Genomic DNA, 18,973 nt, shown 5'->3' with positions numbered 1-18,973 from the left:
ATGCTCCTTTGAGAAAATAGGTATAACCTGTTTGTCATCCTGCCAGTAAAATTCAAACAGGCATAAAAGGTAATATTGTTGTTCACACATGTAATAACAAATATTTGCGCTCCCATGGGCTGATCACACGGAAATACTCTGATACTTCCTGTTCTTTTACTGCTATATACATTTCTACAAAACGCTGTCCAAGGATATCGTGAATGGGTTCACATTGACGCAAGCGTTCGATGGATTCTTCCAAAGTGGTTGGAAACTGATAAGGCAGGGAATAAGCATTACTGCTTAAAGGTGCACGCGGCTGTAGTTTTTCTTTAATACCCAGATAACCACAGGCCAGTGAGCAGGCTATGGCCAGATAAGGATTTACATCCACACCAGCGAGCCGGTTTTCAATGCGTCTGCCTTTGGCACTGGCACGTGGTACACGCAGGCCGACGGTGCGATTATCATATCCCCATTCAACATTGGTAGGCGCAGCTGTAAAACGGGTTAGGCGACGAAATGAGTTTACATATGGCGCAAAGAAAGGCATCGTTTGTGGCAGGTATTTCTGTAAGCCACCAATGAAATGGAAAAAAAGCTCTGAAGGTGAACCATCATTATTGCTGAAAGCGTTATTGCCGGTTTCTACCTCGACCAGACTCTGGTGTATATGCATGGCGCTACCTGGTTCGCCTTCCATGGGTTTAGCCATAAATGTCGCATACATTTTGTGGTGAAAAGCAGACTCACGAACAGTTCGTTTAAACAGAAAAACCTGATCTGCCAAATCCATGGCGTGACCATGTAGGAAATTGATTTCCATCTGGGCAGCACCAATTTCATGAATCAGGGTATCTACTTCCAGATTCTGGTCATGACAATAGTCGTATATTTCTTCAAAAAGCGGATCAAATTCATTTACTGCATCCACGGCATAAGAGCGCCGGCCAAATTCACTGCGTCCGGTACGGCCAATTGGTGGCTGTAGCGGCACATCCGGATCAGGATTGGGTGAAATCAAATAAAACTCCATCTCCGGTGCCACAATAGGCTTCAGCTCCATATTTTCATACAGATTTAGAATGCGTCTGAGCACATTGCGTGGTGCGGTTTCTACCGGCAGACCGTCGGGGGAGAAACAATCGAATATTAGCGATGCTGTCGGATCTTGTGCCCAAGGCACAAAACGTAGGGTAGACGGGTCTGGCTTTAATTCCATATCTGCATCGGTTTCATCAAGCAGGCTAGATTGCGGATATTCACCGGTAACTGTTTGCAGTAGCACTGCTTCCGGCAGCCGCATATCAGGCTCAGATATGAATTTATCTTTGGGAATAATTTTACCGCGTGCCACACCTGTGATGTCCGGCAAAATGCATTCTACTTCAGTGATACCATGTTCTTTAAGCCAATTGAATATATCATCATACATAAGTCACCTTAAAATGATTCCTTTTGCTTATGCAATCTGTATTGCATACATGCTTCACGAAAAGCCTTAAAAATAGCAATAGAAAGCGGTTTCTGCCCATACAGCCATTCAGGATGCCATTGCACTGCGTAGCCGAATAGAGGTGCTGCATCAATCCTGAAAGCTTCAATCAGGCCGTCTGGGGCAGTTGCTTCAATGCTAAGCCCGGGTGCTAACGTTTTTACTCCTTGCTGATGTAATGAATTAACTGGATACTGCTGCTGATTTGTTGCCATCCATAACATTAACAGGCTGTCGTCTTGCAGATGAACTGGATGTGCGTCACCGTACTGCACCTCGATTGGTTGATTATCAGGTTCTCGATGGTCTAAAAAACCAGGGATTTCGTGTACATACTGATGCAGCGTGCCACCTAGTGCCACATTGATTTCCTGCAAACCGCGGCACACACCCAAAAGGGGAATGCCTTCATCAATCAGTTTCCGGATAAAGGGTAAAGTTGTATGATCACGTGCTTTATCGTGCAATGTGTTTTCGCGGGCGTTATCTCCGCCATACCAGCATGGTTCAATATTGGAATAGGATCCAGAGAGAAAAATGCCATCTACTAAAGGCAGCAAGCGTTGTAATGCATCTTGATCAGCCAGAGCTGGCAGCAAAATCACGTCGCCGACACTATTCTGTACAGCCTGAATATATTTATCGCCTACAGCGTGAAAATCCCATTTACCTATCTGCTTTACATCACACGGAATACCAATTACCGGACGCACTTGCATAAGTTAATCTCAAGATTTTAATAAATAAAAGAGTTTCTGATTCTGTATTGCATAATCCCACGCCACGCAAAAAATGGCAAGATTTCTTAAGTTAAAGTATTAAAGTGATAAGTTGTTAATTCCAGTTTTAAATAAATATTGCCAGTGAGCTGTTCTCACTAGCGCTTCGTTATTTTTGGCAGTACACATAAAAACATTTTAGTGTCCGATGTATCTAAAAAAGCCCTGAATAAATTCAGGGCTAACAAAATCTTTAAAATAGCTTTAGAAGCGGCGCTGTAATTTTGCAGCCAGCATAATACTGGCGGCCAGTTCTTCTATCGATTTATGTGTGGTATTGGTAAAGGGTATATTAAATCGGCGAAACATTTCTTCAGCTGTTGAGATTTCACGGCGGCAGTTATCACGGCTGGCATAACGGGAGTCCGGACGGCGTTCCGAACGGATATGGTGTAAACGGTCTGCTTCAATTGTCAAACCATATAGTTTTTGCCGAAATGGCTGCAACATTCTCGGCAACTCGCTGCTTTCTAAATCTTCAGGTATGAGAGGATAATTGGCGGCACGGATACCGTACTGCAGCGCCAAATAAAGACATGTAGGAGTTTTGCCACTACGGGATACACCCATCAGAATGACATCTGCTTTCTGTAATTCGCGGTCAGTAATTCCGTCATCATGATTAAGCGCAAAATTAATTGCCTCCATACGCTTATCATAGCGTTCTGTATCATGCATGCCATGAGTACGCCCAATAGAGTGATTAGCTTCTGTAGCCAGTTCATCTTCAAGCTCTCCAATAAAGGCATCATAAAAACTCATGTGCATGCCAGCACTGGTTTTAATCAGTTTGCGTACATTTTCATCAACAATACTGGAAAATACCAACGGTCGTGCTTCACATTTGCTGGCAGCGGTATTAATCAGGGCAACAATTTCCTTTGCTTTTGCTTCGGTGTCTACAAACGGATAAGTAGCCCGTTTAAATTCTATATTGTCAAACTGATTCAGTAAGGCCAGCCCCATACTTTCAGCTGTGATTCCGGTGCGGTCAGATACAAAAAAAACTTGGCGAACTGGTTTCATAATTATTTACACAAATTTAATTTAAAAAGTCGGTAGATAAAAGCCGATGGTCAGATATTGTAAATGAAATTGGCTAAGGACAGCTGTTTTAGAATTAGCTTTTTTTCCACATTCAGCCCAAATAAAGTTAAATCAGACCGAACCTGCCAGAAATCAGCAATAAAATGCAGATTTAAATCAAAAATATCATAATTTTAGATTTATGTTGTTGAAAGGGTAATTAAAATGCAATATTTGTCCAAATAATTGATAATAGAATCAAAATATTTATTCATTCAACAGCTTGTGATTTACACACATTTGACCAAAGATAAACAATGCTCACATAAAGTAGATAAATAGCCAAAAATACATGACATTTTATACTTGAATAGTTAGAATAGGCCGTCTTCAACTTTCCCCACTCCACATTGGATAACCATCATGGCCGGTAATAACGTAATCTGGTTTGAAAATTTGCGCATGACCGACGTTGAAAGCGTCGGCGGCAAGAATGCTTCTCTTGGCGAGATGATTTCACAGCTCACCGAAAAAGGTGTGCGTGTTCCCGGTGGTTTTGCAACCACAGCAGAAGCCTACCGCAAATTTTTAGCCTACGAAGGTTTGAGTGAACGCATTAGCAGTGAACTCAAGGCGCTTGATGTCGATAATGTTGCCGAGCTGGCAAGAGTAGGTAAACAAATCCGTCAATGGATTATGGATACTCCTTTCCCGCCTGAGCTGGAAGCTGATTTACAGGCGGCATGGGAAAAAATGGTGGCTGATGCCGGTACAGATCAGATTTGTGTGGCTGTACGCTCATCCGCCACTGCAGAAGATTTACCTGATGCATCCTTTGCCGGACAACAGGAAACATTCTTAAATATTAGTGGTTATGATAATGTCAAAGAAGCTATGCACCACGTATTTGCTTCTTTGTATAATGATCGTGCCATTTCTTATCGTGTTCATAAGAATTTTGCCCACGACATCGTAGCTCTGTCGGCAGGGGTACAACGTATGGTGCGCTCTGATAAAGGCGCATCCGGCGTGATGTTTACTATGGATACTGAGTCTGGATTTGATCAGGTAGTATTTGTAACATCATCATATGGTCTGGGCGAAACCGTTGTACAGGGTGCCGTAAATCCTGATGAATTTTATGTGCACAAACCAACATTAAAAGCCGGTCGTCCTGCCATCTTGCGCAAAACCATGGGTTCTAAACTGATTAAAATGGTTTTCACAGAAGATGCACAGGCAGGCAAATCTGTACAGACTGTAGATGTAGAACCTGCTGAGCGGAAAAAATTCTCTATCAGTGCCGAAGAAATTACTGAGCTGGCACAATATGCACTGATTATTGAAGAACATTATGGTCGCCCAATGGATATTGAGTGGGGACGTGATGGTATTGACGGAAAACTGTATATTCTTCAGGCTCGCCCTGAAACCGTAAAATCTCAGGAAAATAATAGCCGCGTTTTGCGTCGTTATCAGATTAATGACAAATCTACCATTCTGGTAGAAGGCCGCGCTATTGGTCAGAAAGTAGGTCAGGGTAAAGTACGATTGGTTAAATCCGTTGATGAAATGGATAAAGTTTTACCAGGGGACGTGCTGGTTACTGATATGACCGACCCCGATTGGGAGCCCGTGATGAAGCGTGCTTCAGCCATTATTACCAATCGTGGCGGACGTACTTGCCATGCTGCCATTATTGCGAGGGAGCTAGGTATCCCAGCCGTAGTCGGTTGCGGTAATGCGACTTCTGCATTGCAGGACGGTCAGGAAGTAACCGTATCCTGTGCTGAAGGTGATACTGGTTATGTTTATAAAGGTTTGCTGAAGGTAGATATTAATGAAATACCTTTAGATAATATGCCTGAATCACCTGCTAAAATCATGATGAACGTGGGTAATCCAGAGCTGGCGTTTAGCTTTTCAAACTTGCCGGGCTATGGTATCGGGCTGGCCCGTATGGAATTCATCATTAACCGTCAGATCGGTATTCACCCGCGTGCTCTGCTGGAATTTGACCAGCAGGATGAGCAGATGCAAGCTGAGATTACAGACCGCATAGCTGGATATACCTCTCCGGTAGATTTTTATGTAGATAAAATTGCCGAAGGTGTAGCTACATTGGCTGCTTCAGTTTATCCGAAAAAAGTAATTGTGCGCATGTCTGACTTTAAGTCAAACGAATATGCCAATCTACTGGGAGGTAACAAATACGAACCTCACGAAGAAAATCCGATGCTGGGCTTCCGTGGTGCGGCTCGCTATGTATCTGAAGATTTCAAAGATTGTTTTGCGCTTGAATGTAAGGCACTCAAATACGTTCGTGATGAAATGGGGCTGACCAATGTAGAAATCATGATTCCGTTTGTACGTACTTTGAAAGAAGCGGAAAATGTAGTACGTGCATTGAAAGACAATGGCTTGGAACGCGGTAAAAATGGTCTGCGTCTGATTATGATGTGTGAATTGCCTACCAATGCTGTACTGGCTGAACAATTCCTGAAATACTTCGATGGATTCTCTATCGGCTCTAATGATATGACCCAATTAACTTTGGGTGTGGATCGTGATAGTGGTGGCCCGATTGCAGGTACGTTTGACGAACGTGATCCTGCTGTTAAAGTGATGTTTAGTCTAGCTATTCAGGCTTGCCGTAAGTTAAACAAATACATTGGTATTTGTGGACAGGGTCCATCAGACCATGCTGATTTCGCCAAGTGGCTAATTGAAGAAGGTATTGAAACGATTTCTCTCAATCCTGATACTGTAATTGAAACTTGGTTGTATTTAGCAAAAGAATTGAAAAAATAAGTTTTCAATTGATTGAATGCAAGGCCGCTAATTAACAGCGGCCTTTCTTTATCTTTATCAGTTCAAGCCGATAGGGTATTTTAGGTATTTATCATCAAAGTACATATAATTTAAATATTACATATTTATTATGATTAATCCGGCAACATATCCTTGGACTAGGGATTTACTATTTAACTGGAATTGGTAATTTAAATCGTATCAAGCAAACATTGTATCTGTAAAAAACAAAACTATTAGATTTTTATTCGAACTCAGTGGTAAATTTATTTATTACTATCATTTTAATTTCTAAAATAAAAAGTATTAGCTTAATGCATATTAAATTAAAAATATTAATAAAGCGGAAAATTGATTCGAAATTGCAATAAAAGTATAAAAACTCAATTTTAGATTTAAGCGGGTTTAGAAATTCGGTTAATTATGATAATAACTATCTGTTTTATAGATATATTTAAAGATAAATATTATTTATTTTTATTTTTGATCATTGTCAGGGTATTTAATATCAAATTGGTAGGAATAATTAATATATGATTAGAATACATTTAGGTTCATAGTCTGAATATAAAAAAGTTGTAGAAAGGGTAACAATATTTAAATTTGCTAAAAGCCTAGTGATTTTATAGTGCTTGAAGCAATTTAATCCATTGCTTTTATTATTGTCTAAATTTCCATAAGCTTTTATCTTAGGCTATATATTAGTTATTATTGATTTCTAAAAGTTATATTATGAATCAGAATGATAAAAGACAGATCTAAGTGAAGGTAATCTACTTTTGGGTTTTACCTTTACATAAAAAAAACAGATAGCTTATTGGCTATCTGTTTAGAAAGAAACTATTATTTTTGGTCCTTCTTGTCTTTATCCGCTGTTTTTGCAGGTTTTTTGGCTGCTAATCCCAATGACTGATTCCATTTGACCGGATCTTTGACTAAGTCCAGTGCTGCTTTTAATTGAGCATCCTTGGCTGGATTGGGGTCTCGACGAGCAAGCCAGTCTTCTTCATCCTTTTTCTTTTTACTGTCTTTTGATGCGTCAGTATTTTTAGCGCCGTTATTTTTGGAGTTGTTGGTAATTGATGTATTGGCTTTGACATCTTTAGTACTGTCTTTATCAGCACTAGTATCATTTTCATGTAAGGCTGCTTCGCTAGCTGAAACAGAAGACGTGGATTTTTTCTGTCCGCCCAATAGATCACCATTTACTTCTTTACCACCCAGCGGATTGCTCAAATGTCCACCCAAATCAGCCTCGCGGCTTTCGTATGTGCGGTTTTTATCTTTAACCTCTACATCGGGTACGATACCTTGTGCTTGTATAGAGCGGTCATTAGGGGTGTAGTACAAGGCTGTAGTCAGTTTAACAGCCCCGCCGTTGGACAAAGGAATAACAGTCTGAACAGAACCTTTGCCGAAACTCTGCGTACCAACAATTACAGCACGCTTGTAATCCTGCAAAGCGCCAGAAACGATTTCAGATGCAGAAGCAGTTCCTGAATTAACCAAAACCGTTACAGGGATGCTTTTAAGCTCATCCGTCAGATTAATGAGCGGATCGTTACCTTTAACCACATAATCTTTAGGAATCGTTCGTAAAACCATTCCTTCTTTTTTGTCGCGGTTTTTAGTGCTGACTACTTTTACTCCGGGTTTCAGAAATACAGCGGAAACACCCACTGCACTGTTCAATAAACCGCCTGGATCGTCACGTAAATCTAATACCAAACCTTTTAGTGGTGCCTTATTCTGTTTGTTCAGTTCTTTAAGAGCATCAGCCAGCAAGCTGACCGTGTGTTCCTGAAACTGGGTAATGCGCACATAGCCGTAATTTGGTTCCAGTAATTTAAAGCGAACACTTTTTACTTTAATAATAGCGCGGGTGAGGTGTACTACAATGGGCTGAGTTTCATCTTTACGAGCCAGAGTCAGTGTGATACTGGTGCCTGGTTTACCTCTCATTTTTTTAACCGCTTCAGTGGCTGTCATGTTGCGTGTAGATTCATTGTCAATTTTAACAATGTAATCACCGCTTTTAATACCTGCACGATCGGCCGGTGTATCTTCAATAGGCGCAACAATTTTAATCAGTCCGTCTTCTGAACTGATTTCCATACCTAAACCACCAAATTCACCAGTAGTGCTTTCCTGTAGATCGGAATAATCTTTTACCGTTAAATATTCTGAGTGCGGGTCTAGGTTATTAACCATGCCTTTCATAGCACCTTCTAGAATCGTATCATCGGTTTTATTCTCAACATAATTGGCTTTTATTTGTCCATAAACTTCAGCCATTGTATGCAAAGATTGTACGGGTAATGCTTCGGATTTTTCATTGGCATAGCCCTGTATGCTCAGGGTTAGAATCACGCCACTGAAAGCGCCTAATGTATATAAAGCAGCTTTTTTAAATCGGGAATTAGCCATTATTTCTGTTTTTCTTTCTGATAGCGACAATGATTCAGGTCTAAAAAACCTGTTTGTAAGGGTGATTCATATATATTATTCAGGCCAAAGTTTACATCATAATGTAAGTACAGGTAATAGTGCGCTATATTCTATTTCAGCGCAGCCATGATAATGGGTTCATTGCCTGATTATGATAACGGATTTCAAAGTATAGTCCATTCTGGCCATCTGGTAATTTACCACTTATACCAATGTTTTGACCAGCGTCTATCGTATGATTGGCCGTGACTCCTATTGATGCTAAACCGGTGTAAATGCTGATATAGCCTTCACCATGATCGATAATAATTGTGTTGCCATATCCCTGTAAATAAGCTGCATAAGCTACGGTGCCACTGGCTATACTATGCACAACGGCGTTATTACAGGCAAAAAACAACCCTTTCCAGATACCGCCATTAGGTCTACTTTCACCAAATCTTCCAGCAATGGTACCGCTTACCGGTCGTGGAAGACGACCTTGTTTTTGAGCCAGGCCTTTGATTAATGGTGAATTAATGTTATCTGTAGCCTGTAATGCCATATCTTCAGCGGTTAATGTTGAAGATGATGTGTTGTGAACGGACTCTGTGCGTTTAACAGAGTTGGTAGATGTTTTGGGTGGCTGAGGTTTTTCTATTTTGCCTGAAATTTGTTTACTAGGTTTACTTGTTTGTGCCAGACGACGCATGGTTGCCTGTGCTGATAATCGGCTCAGCAAATTATTTAGACGCTTTTCAGCAGCCTTGAGTGATTGCAGCTGTTTATTTTGTACTGTTAATTGCTGACTTAATACTGTGGATTGACTTTGCTGACTTTGATGCCGTATTTGCAGTTTGTTAATCACTTGCTGCTGCTTCTGGCGTAATTTTGATAGCTCATTTTGCTGTTTTGCTACTGCCTGTTGCTGCTCACTCATACGCGTCTGTTGCTGCTGTAAACGTTGAATCACACGTTCGTTGGCCTCATTCAGATAGCGTATATATTGTAGTGAGCGGCCTTTTTTGTCTGTCGAATCCTGTTTGAGTAGCAGATATACACTGTTTGGTTGGCGATTACGATAATGAGCATTCAGTAAGCGTGCAATTTGAGTCTGTGTTTCGGCTATCTGTGTACGTGTTTTATCCAGACTGGTTTGCAGTGTTTCTAATTGACGCATACTGGTTTGTTGCTGTTGCCTGAGACGCCCCAATTCATTCCTAGCTTGATTTAGCTGCTGGCTGGTTGCTGCCATAGAGGCATCGATTTTTTTCTGCTCAACAGTCGTTTTGCTAATCTGATTCTGAGTAGCTGATATGGCCTGATGTACCTGTTTCAATTCGCTACCAGGTTGTATTTTTTGATTGCTGGCAGCTATGGCAACAGAAGTGGCCATACAATAACAGGTTAGAGAAAGACAGAGAAAAGTTTTCATCAGATGTGTGTAAATTCAATCAGATTGTGCCCCGTCATCTCTGATGGAGGGTTTAGACCGAGTACCGCTAACAAGGAAGGTGCCACATCTTTTAATGCTCCGCCGGTATGAATGGTGGCTTTTCGGCCAATATATATAAAAGGCACCGGTTCTACTGTATGCTGGGTATGTGGCTGTTGATTTTTTTTATCAAACATGTGCTCGCAGTTGCCATGGTCAGCAGTGATTATTACTTCACCGCCAGCAGCCAGAGTTGCTTCTACCACACGTGCAACACAGCTATCCAATGTTTCCACTGCTTTGACGGCAGCATCCAGCGAACCTGTATGTCCAACCATGTCACCATTAGCAAAATTGCAGATAATGACGTCATGGCGATGATGTTGCAGACTGTCTATGATTTCTTCAGTGATCCCAACAGCACTCATTTCTGGTTGCAAATCATAGGTGGTAACTTTAGGAGAAGGAATCATAATGCGTTCTTCTCCTATATACGGTTCTTCACGTCCGCCACTGAAAAAATAGGTCACATGAGGATATTTTTCAGTTTCGGCAATGCGCAGCTGGCTTAGTCCTTGTTCAGCCAGAAATTCACCTAGTCCATTACGCACAGATTGGCGGCCAAACATTACCGGATGAGGAAACTGCGCACCATAGGCTGTGATGCTGGCAAAATAGCCAGGCTGTACTGTGTGCTGACGTTGGAAACCGGTAAAATTTTCAAAGGTAAGCGCCTGAGTTAATTCACGCGCACGGTCGGCGCGGAAATTAAGAAACAGTATCGCATCGCCGTTTTTCAGTTCTGCATCAGGGCTCACTATTGTAGGTTTGACAAATTCATCCTGTTCACCACGTTCATAGGCTGCTTCAAGTGCAGAAATCGGTGAAACAGCATGATAGGGTGCATCACCAAATAAAGCATTGTAAGCTGCTTCGACTCTGTCCCAGCGATTGTCACGATCCATGGCATAAAAACGCCCGACTATGGCACCGCATATTACCTGCGGATGCAGCTGCATATATTCTTGCAAACGCAATAAATAGGGATGTGCACTTTGGGGAGGAGTATCACGACCATCCAGAAACGGATGCACTACTATTTTTTGCATACCAGCTTCAATAGCCGCGTCTATTACTGCAAAAAAATGCTCAATGTGACTATGTACGCCCCCATCTGAAAACAGACCAAGCAGATGCACAGTATGATTAGGAGTCTGCCATGCTTCTTGCAAAACAATGTTTTTTTTCAGGCTGTTATCTTCAATCGCCATATCAATACGGGTGATGTCCTGAGGGACAACTCGGCCGGCACCAATATTCAAGTGTCCTACTTCTGAATTACCAAACTGCCCCATGGGTAGACCAACCATGCGCTCAGATGCATCAATTGTGCCATAAGCGTAGTGCTGACGATAATTATCGATATGTGGTGTATGTGCCAGTAAAATAGCATTGTCATCACCATCGGCACGATGGCCGAAACCATCCAGAATTAAGAGAACGACAGGTTTGGTTAATGACACAATTGGCCTTTCTGTGATGGTGGGTTGTGTATTCTGACAAAAGTGCCAGTATTATCCAATAGAGTTTGGCTAAGAAGGATGGTATTAAACCAGCTTTAAAGTAAGATAGAATTATAGCTAAAAGCACTGGCTTGAGAAACAGCTGGACAGACCCAATTTAACGATAAATTAATTATATCTGGTTTGATTTTATTTTTTTATGGATATGCAAAATATGGCTGCTCAACGTGGCACTTCTTTCAGTTTTTCTCTGGCCAATCATTTTTTGATTGCAATGCCAGCAATGGAGGATCCTTTTTTTAAAGAAAGCGTGATTTATCTGTGTGAACATAGTGCCGATGGTGCCATGGGTATTATTGTAAATAAGCCTTCACCGATTATGATGGATTTGCTATTTGACTCTGCTAAAACCCCAACGCCGGAACGGTTCCATGGCCAAAATGTTCTGATGGGCGGCCCAGTTCAGGTAGACAGAGGCTTTCTGGTTCACACTCCTGCCGGTTCATGGGAAAGCAGTTTGATGGTCACTGATGATATTGCTATGACAACGTCTCGCGATATTATTATGGGGCTCACTCAGGAAAATGAGGTAGATAAGGCTGTGGCCACTATCGGTTATTCAAGCTGGTCGGCAGGGCAGTTGGAGCAGGAACTGGCTGATAATAGCTGGATTACTGCACCTGCAGATATGCAAATTTTGTTTGATATGCCCTATAAACAGCGTTATAAGGCCGCTTTGCAGTTGCTGAAAATTGATATTACCAATCTGAGCGGGCTGGCAGGACATGCCTGATTCACTTTTATCTCCGTTAAGAAGTGGGACGGTTCTTGGTTTTGACTATGGATTAGCACGAATCGGTGTAGCAGTAGGAGAGGCGGAATTGTCGACCGTACATCCGCTGGAAACTATTACGCTTATCAGCAATGAAGAACGATTTATACGTATTGCTTCTCTTATCAAAGAGTGGCAGCCAAAGGCTCTGGTTGTTGGATTGCCAACTCATGCTGATGGTGCTTCAGATGAGGCGACGGCACAATGCCGGCGTTTTGGTAATCGCTTGCATGGGCGTTTTCAATTATCCGTATATTGGGTAGATGAGCGCTGGACATCAGCCGTGGCTGATAGTTTGCTCAGTGAAGCTGGTATTTTTGGAAAAAAACGTAAGCAAGTTTTAGATCAAGTGGCTGCACAGGCTATTTTGACAACGTTTTTCAGTTCCGGCGCTTGTAAAGCCAAATTGGTTGAATAGGTGAGGTTCTGATACATTTTTTTATTACAAATCGATTCCAATATTAGAGTTTCTCCAGAAAACTGCACTTCTGAATTTTCTTTTCTTTCATTTTTTTGTTAATCATCTACTTAGCTGGCGAAAAATGCCGGTATATTCTCTGTCGTGAATATACAGCAGTTCACATTATTTGGTTTTATTTTTGCGAAACCGGGGATAAACTTAACCTCAGTAAATAGAGAAACAGTTTAATCAGACTAGGACGCATAATGAGCACAGATAGCAGTATCAGCTTAGATACAATGGAGGCCAGCACTAAAGCCAATATTCTTGCCGAGGCTTTACCTTATATCCGGCGCTTTTCCGGCGTAACCATGGTAATCAAATACGGTGGTAATGCCATGACAGATCCACAACTGAAAGAAAGTTTTGCCAAAGATGTAGTTTTACTGAAACTGGTAGGAATTCATCCAGTAATTGTTCATGGGGGTGGCCCACAAATTAATGATCTACTTCAAAAAATAGGCAAAGATAATCAGTTCATTCAGGGTATGCGGGTGACAGATAACGAAACCATGAATATTGTTGAAATGGTACTTGGTGGCTGTGTAAATAAGGAAATTACTTCTCTTTTAAACCAGCATGGCGGACATGCAGTAGGTATTACAGGACGGGATAACCATTTTATCAAAGCTAGAAAACTATATGTCTCTACCCCTGAAAACGCCCGACAGGATATCGGGCAGGTTGGAGAAGTAGAGTCTATTGATACTGCGCTGATAGAGGAAATGGTCGAACACGGCTATATACCTGTAGTGGCACCGGTAGGGGTAGGTGAGCAGGGCGAAGCTTTTAACATTAATGCAGATGTGGTGGCAGGCAAATTGGCAGAAAGCCTGCAAGCAGAAAAGCTGATTATGCTGACTAATACCATAGGTGTACTGGATAAAAATCAACAGTTATTAAGCCGTTTAACACCGGCAGATATTAATGCATTAATCGCGGATGGTACCTTACAAAATGGTATGTTACCCAAAATCAATGCGACCTTGCAGGCTGCAATGCATGGCGTGCACAACACACACATTATCGACGGACGTGTGCCACATGCACTGCTGCTGGAGATATTCACCGACAAAGGTGTGGGTACTATGATTCTTGGTCAGAATGAGCAGGCTTAATAGTGCTAATTTAGGTGCCGACAATATTTAATTGTTGTGTAATTAAATATTTAATTTTTTTTATTGGTATAATTGTTCAAAAAGCTTGACACTAAAATTACAAACGCTATAATTTCGCCTCATTCCCTGATAGCTCAGTCGGTAGAGCGACGGACTGTTAATCCGCAGGTCCCAGGTTCGAGCCCTGGTCGGGGAGCCAGTTTAAAAAAGCACTCATTTATTTGAGTGCTTTTTTCATTGTGTACGTTTATCTGTTATTCGCCAACTTTAATCAGTTTCACATTGAAGATTAAAACACTGTTAGGTGGAATAGCGCTTGTCGGACTTTGTTCTCCATAAGCAAGATTTGCCGGGATATAAAATGTGTAGTCACTGCCTTCTGACATCAGTTGCAGACCTTCAGTCCATCCAGGTATGACGCCGTTAAGTGGGAAAGTGGCTGGCTGATTATTACGCTGTGCTGTGCTATCAAATACTGTGCCATCGATCAAGCGCCCTTCATACTGAACAGTTACCATATCGCTTGCTTTCGGCTTTTTACCACTACCTTCATGATTGACTTTATATTGCAAGCCAGAAGCAGTAGTAGTAACCCCAGGTGCAGTTTTATTTTTGGCCAGAAACTCATCTCCAGCTAATTGAGGGTTACGGGTGGCTGACGTAGCTGAAGATGCAGCTACCGGCTCACTACTATTACTTTTAAAACCGTTGTCCGCAAAGTTGCAGGCCGATACAGCCAGCAAAGTTGAGATACCCATAATAGTTAAAGACAAGCTTTTCATAATTTCTCTTTAAATGTTGAAGGAAAAGCAATTATAGCCAGCCATTCACAAAAAATAAATTTACTGATCAAGCTTCGCAATTATCAATACAAAAGTAGAAGTTGTAGGTAATATTTTTTTGTGATGAATTTGCCTATTTGAATGAATATCAGTTTAAAACTAATGTATTTTATTATCTTCAAAACTTACGAAATAGAATTATTTGTGTGGAAATGCAGACACTGTTTAGCTGAAAATATTGTTCTTCTTAATAACATATTAATAGATCATTACAACCTTCTTTTTATTAAATTCACACTTGTTTATCTCTTCTCAAGTACAGAAAATTGATAACTGTTGTCTTTGCGAGACCAAATGCTTTTATTTACACTTATGTACCTAAATTAATATTAGGGCAAATATAACTTCCGAATATCTATAAATCGTTAAAACAAAATTGTTAATATAACAAGAAAAAAATTATATTAACCAGAATTATAGCAGCTTTGAAGTGTAAGCATGCGAAATGGAAAGAGAAAAATATGGATTTGGGATTGCTTGGCGACTGATTGATGTCAGTTCGGCATTTTGCAGGTATTCTTACCAGTAGTGTTAATTGAATGTTGATAATGGCTTGACATCATGAGAGCATGCAGAATAGAATTGCAACTTATAAGAAGAGGTCAATTCTAAATCTTTGTTTAATGTTTGCTGTGGCAAAGTTAAACCAAATCGACTTTCAATAAAAATACCCTTACCTTTCTTTTGCATACACCCATGCATTTAAGGCTTGGTAACAGGAATTATTATGAGTTTACGGACTCATCTTATCTTAAATTCTAATAAATAAGTTCATTTAAATCTTTATGCACGTTTCTGAATTACAAAACTTACATGTGTCTGAGTTACTGGGCATAGCTGATGAATTTGGCATTGAAAATGCCAACCGTTTGCGTAAACAAGATCTTGTTTTTGCGATTGTACGCATCAAAATGAAGCAGGGAGAAGCTTTTACCTGCTCTGGTACGCTGGAAATTCTTCCTGATGGCTTCGGTTTTCTGCGCAGTATGGACACATCTTATTTGGCTGGGCCGGATGACATCTATGTCAGCCCCAGTCAGATTCGACGTTTCAATCTGCATACCGGTGATACGATTGAAGGCAGTGTACGTGTACCTAAAGATAACGAACGTTATTTTGCTTTGGTGCGACTGGATAAAATCAATGGTGATGACCCAGAGGTATGCAAGCATAAAATCCTATTTGAAAATCTTACGCCATTATTTCCGGATCGTCAGTTTGTATTAGAACGTGATATCCGCTCAGGAGAAAATCTGACCGGCCGTGCTATAGACCTGATTGCTCCCATTGGTTTCGGCCAACGTGCTTTACTAGTAGCACCGCCGAAATCTGGTAAAACCGTAATGTTGCAAAATATTGCCCATGCAATTACAGCTAATTATCCAGATGCAGAGCTGCTTGTTTTGCTGATTGATGAACGTCCGGAAGAAGTAACAGAAATGACGCGCTCCGTACGTGGGGAAGTGGTTTCTTCTACCTTTGATGAGCCAGCTACCCGCCATGTACAAGTAGCGGAAATGGTAATTGAAAAAGCTAAGCGTTTGGTAGAGCACAAAAAAGATGTAATTATTCTGCTGGATTCAATTACTCGTCTGGCACGAGCTTATAACACTGTCATACCTGCTTCAGGCAAGATTTTGACTGGTGGTATTGATGCCAATGCATTGCATCGTCCTAAACGATTTTTTGGTGCCGCGCGTAATGTGGAAGAAGGCGGTTCATTAACGATTATTGCTACTGCTTTGGTTGAAACCGGTAGTCGCATGGATGATGTAATTTACGAAGAATTCAAAGGTACGGGTAATATGGAATTGCATCTGGACAGGCGTATGGCAGAAAAACGTCTATTCCCGGCCATCAACATCAATCGTTCTGGGACGCGTCGTGAAGAACTGCTGGTATCAAATGAACATCTGCAAAAAATGTGGCTGCTGCGCAAGTTTTTGCATCCAATGGATGATATTGAAGCTACCGAATTCATCATTGATAAATTGAAACAGTCCAAAAATAATGCAGACTTTTTTGATTTAATGCGTGGTAGTAAATAGTCAAATGATACCTTATTAAGCCGTGTTTTAATCTGTAAACACGGCTTTTAATTTTTGATATTTAAATACTGATAAAAAAGCCATACTGATAAATACAGTATGGCTTTTTAATATCAGACTGAACAATATTTAAACAGTAAATGATTCTGATAATTATAAATGCATAAAATCGTGCTAGAACAACTTAAAGTTTAAGTTCATGCACATGAACACCATTAGCATCGACAGCGAGATAGCCTCCATAATTTTCAGCCCAGTCTTGTATAACATAACGTTTGAATAACTGATTATTCAGTTTAGATTCATGTACGGCAGGGCGGTGAGTGTGGCCATGAATCAGCGTGGGTAAGGAATCTTGAGCATGGTTTTCCATGAGTTGCTGGATGGCACTTTCAGTGACATCAGAGATTTCACTTTTACCTTCATTATTTTTACGTGTCTCACTCATCTGACGAATTTGTCCGGCCAGTAATCTCCGTTCTGCTATGGGTTTGCTTAATACGGCCATCTGCCATAATGGATTACGTGACTGCATACGAAATTGCTGATAGGCTACATCATCGGTACATAGCTCATCTCCATGCATGATAATATAATCATGACCATAAAGATTAATCTGTTGTGGTGCATTTAATAGCTGGATACCGCTTTCAGCTGAAAATTTTTCTCCCAGCAGAAAATCACGATTGCCATGAATAAAATAAATCGGCGTGCTGGCAGTAAATTCTTTCAGCTCTTTTTTGATGGTGCGGATAAAATCACTGTCATCATCATCGCCAATCCAGACATCGAAAAAATCTCCCAGAATATATAAGGCATCAATATTTCCCTGCCATTGTTGTAAACAGCGCTGAAAAAGTTTATTTAATGGCGGAGTTTGTTCTGACAAATGTAAGTCTGAAATAAAAATAGTGGTGTTCATGGTTTGTCGATTTAATAATATCAGGCTAAAAATTCAGTGTACTTTGCTGCGTCGAAGCCAACAAGTACGCGTTGTTTATTATTTATTAATACAGGACGCTTGATTACTGAAGGTTGATTCATCATCAGCTGTATGGCCGCTTCATTGCTGCAGAGTGCATCCTGCTGATCGATGGCACTTAATTTACGCCAAGTGGTACCTTTACGATTAATAAGGGTTTCTTTAGGTATTTGTGTCAGCCAAAATTGGATATCTGAAGCTGTGGGAGGTGTTTTTTTGAAATCGATAAATTCAGCATCAATTTCATGCTCTTGTAGCCACTGACGTGCTTTTTTTACCGTATTACATTGGCTGATACCATATATCCGAATACTCATAATTAAGACCATGTAAATGTACAGACGAATATTATACCGGTTTGCTCTGACGAGCTTAAGTGTTGGTTTGTTGCATGCAGATTGTTTTTAAACTCACGATATAGAGTCTGCATTGCTAATCTGGCATATTGGCAGTATGCTTGAATCAGTGCAAAAATATTATTTTATGAGGAAAGACGGTATGAAAAAAATCAGTTTATTATTTGCCGCCAGCCTGCTACTGGCCGCCTGTAGTGGCAGACAAGAGGCGAGTAATAGTAATTTTACAGATGCAATTAATGAATTTGGCAAAAATGATAAGGTATGTCTGGCGGTAAATTTGGTACTAGACAACGCTCAGGGTGGAATTAATAATATGATTACTCTGGGAAATAAGGAAATTCGGATTGCCAGAAAAAACAGTGATGGAGAGAAAGTCAATAAAACAGCTCTCAAACAAATGGATATTCTGACTGATGCAGATTTATACGAACAAGGAAAAGATGTCACATTAACTGTAAATGGTGGACCAGATATTCCACAGGCAGTGTATTACCGGACCAGCAAGGGTGAAGCTAATGTGCTCAACAGTGCTCAGGGTAGTCTGCTTTGCCTTGGTACACAAAAGGTAGATAAAATTGTGCTCTTTACTGAACCCACACCAGCCAATGGTATGACTATTTCCAAGGTGATTTATGATGCCAAGTTGGTTCCGGAAAAATGGGCTGAAAATCTGATTAAAACCACTGATGAAAACTGGTGGAAATCTTTACAGGAACCACAACGGCGTGCTGCGGTTTTAGTCTTGACTGATAAAGGTTGGAAGGATGAACGTGCACTACATTGATTGTAATAAAATCAATAGAATGCAGATGGATTTTCACTGAATAATTGTTTGAAAAGTTAGATAATTGGTT

The 18,973-nt window shown here is 40.7% G+C and carries 15 protein-coding genes and 1 tRNA gene; 7 read left to right on the top strand and 9 right to left on the bottom strand.

The window, feature by feature from the left end; all coding sequences use genetic code 11:
• Window positions 1–82 precede the first annotated feature (82 nt).
• The 3 genes from ACQP6D_RS01220 to ppsR form a co-directional block, all read right to left on the bottom strand.
• Window positions 83–1,417 (bottom strand): glutamine synthetase family protein, encoded by a 1,335-nt coding sequence (locus ACQP6D_RS01220; protein ID WP_100140144.1) that lies wholly within the window; start codon window positions 1,415–1,417, stop codon window positions 83–85.
• Window positions 1,418–1,425: 8 nt separating this feature from the next.
• On the bottom strand, window positions 1,426–2,196 hold the full coding sequence (locus ACQP6D_RS01215) for a gamma-glutamyl-gamma-aminobutyrate hydrolase family protein (RefSeq protein WP_370470069.1): 771 nt from the start codon (window positions 2,194–2,196) through the stop codon (window positions 1,426–1,428).
• Window positions 2,197–2,460: 264 nt separating this feature from the next.
• A complete protein-coding gene (ppsR, locus tag ACQP6D_RS01210) occupies window positions 2,461–3,282 on the bottom strand; it encodes a posphoenolpyruvate synthetase regulatory kinase/phosphorylase PpsR (protein ID WP_100140146.1) in 822 nt (273 codons plus the stop codon).
• 423 nt (window positions 3,283–3,705) lie between these two features.
• On the opposite strand from ppsR, the gene ppsA reads away from it, so the two are divergent.
• Window positions 3,706–6,093 (top strand): phosphoenolpyruvate synthase, encoded by a 2,388-nt coding sequence (gene ppsA / locus ACQP6D_RS01205; protein ID WP_100156956.1) that lies wholly within the window; start codon window positions 3,706–3,708, stop codon window positions 6,091–6,093.
• An 843-nt stretch (window positions 6,094–6,936) separates the two neighbouring features.
• On the opposite strand, the gene ACQP6D_RS01200 is transcribed toward ppsA, so the two are convergent.
• From ACQP6D_RS01200 to gpmI, 3 genes are all read right to left on the bottom strand, one after another.
• The gene (locus ACQP6D_RS01200; protein WP_427857246.1) at window positions 6,937–8,520 is read right to left on the bottom strand and encodes a S41 family peptidase; all 1,584 of its coding nucleotides are present in this window, start codon (window positions 8,518–8,520) and stop codon (window positions 6,937–6,939) included.
• A 136-nt stretch (window positions 8,521–8,656) separates the two neighbouring features.
• On the bottom strand, window positions 8,657–9,916 hold the full coding sequence (locus ACQP6D_RS01195) for a murein hydrolase activator EnvC family protein (protein ID WP_267407995.1): 1,260 nt from the start codon (window positions 9,914–9,916) through the stop codon (window positions 8,657–8,659).
• A 38-nt stretch (window positions 9,917–9,954) separates the two neighbouring features.
• Window positions 9,955–11,478 (bottom strand): 2,3-bisphosphoglycerate-independent phosphoglycerate mutase, encoded by a 1,524-nt coding sequence (gene gpmI / locus ACQP6D_RS01190; protein ID WP_427857245.1) that lies wholly within the window; start codon window positions 11,476–11,478, stop codon window positions 9,955–9,957.
• 214 nt (window positions 11,479–11,692) lie between these two features.
• On the opposite strand from gpmI, the gene ACQP6D_RS01185 reads away from it, so the two are divergent.
• The 4 genes from ACQP6D_RS01185 (at window position 11,693) to ACQP6D_RS01170 (ending at window position 14,087) form a co-directional block, all read left to right on the top strand.
• Window positions 11,693–12,271: a YqgE/AlgH family protein gene (locus tag ACQP6D_RS01185; RefSeq protein WP_100140246.1), complete on the top strand. Its 579-nt coding sequence runs from the start codon at window positions 11,693–11,695 to the stop codon at window positions 12,269–12,271.
• The gene (ruvX, locus tag ACQP6D_RS01180) at window positions 12,264–12,728 is read left to right on the top strand and encodes a Holliday junction resolvase RuvX (protein WP_267407993.1); all 465 of its coding nucleotides are present in this window, start codon (window positions 12,264–12,266) and stop codon (window positions 12,726–12,728) included. Before ACQP6D_RS01185 ends, ruvX begins: the two co-directional genes overlap by 8 nt.
• A gap of 248 nt (window positions 12,729–12,976) precedes the next feature.
• Window positions 12,977–13,888 carry an acetylglutamate kinase gene (gene argB, locus ACQP6D_RS01175; RefSeq protein WP_100152523.1) on the top strand — a complete coding sequence of 304 codons (912 nt, stop codon included), beginning with the start codon at window positions 12,977–12,979 and terminating at the stop codon, window positions 13,886–13,888.
• Between the two features lie 123 nt (window positions 13,889–14,011).
• Window positions 14,012–14,087 (top strand) — tRNA-Asn (locus ACQP6D_RS01170).
• Between the two features lie 55 nt (window positions 14,088–14,142).
• Here ACQP6D_RS01170 and ACQP6D_RS01165 read toward each other — a convergent pair.
• Window positions 14,143–14,646: an FKBP-type peptidyl-prolyl cis-trans isomerase gene (locus ACQP6D_RS01165; protein ID WP_427857463.1), complete on the bottom strand. Its 504-nt coding sequence runs from the start codon at window positions 14,644–14,646 to the stop codon at window positions 14,143–14,145.
• 869 nt (window positions 14,647–15,515) lie between these two features.
• On the opposite strand from ACQP6D_RS01165, the gene rho reads away from it, so the two are divergent.
• Window positions 15,516–16,778 carry a transcription termination factor Rho gene (rho, locus tag ACQP6D_RS01160; RefSeq protein WP_100140154.1) on the top strand — a complete coding sequence of 421 codons (1,263 nt, stop codon included), beginning with the start codon at window positions 15,516–15,518 and terminating at the stop codon, window positions 16,776–16,778.
• Window positions 16,779–16,962: 184 nt separating this feature from the next.
• Here rho and ACQP6D_RS01155 read toward each other — a convergent pair whose 3' ends face one another.
• Window positions 16,963–17,700: a UDP-2,3-diacylglucosamine diphosphatase gene (locus tag ACQP6D_RS01155; protein WP_267390270.1), complete on the bottom strand. Its 738-nt coding sequence runs from the start codon at window positions 17,698–17,700 to the stop codon at window positions 16,963–16,965.
• 20 nt (window positions 17,701–17,720) lie between these two features.
• Complete coding sequence (locus tag ACQP6D_RS01150) at window positions 17,721–18,077, bottom strand: Spx/MgsR family RNA polymerase-binding regulatory protein (RefSeq protein WP_267390271.1); 357 nt, start codon at window positions 18,075–18,077, stop codon at window positions 17,721–17,723.
• A gap of 181 nt (window positions 18,078–18,258) precedes the next feature.
• On the opposite strand from ACQP6D_RS01150, the gene ACQP6D_RS01145 reads away from it, so the two are divergent.
• Complete coding sequence (locus ACQP6D_RS01145) at window positions 18,259–18,903, top strand: hypothetical protein (protein WP_427857244.1); 645 nt, start codon at window positions 18,259–18,261, stop codon at window positions 18,901–18,903.
• Window positions 18,904–18,973: the final 70 nt, after the last annotated feature.

Source organism: Snodgrassella sp. CS2, from assembly GCF_050310315.1.
GTDB classification, from domain to species: Bacteria; Pseudomonadota; Gammaproteobacteria; order Burkholderiales; family Neisseriaceae; genus Snodgrassella; species Snodgrassella alvi_E.
Note: the sequence above shows the minus strand (reverse complement) of the source record. Positions and strands in the feature narration are given on the sequence as shown.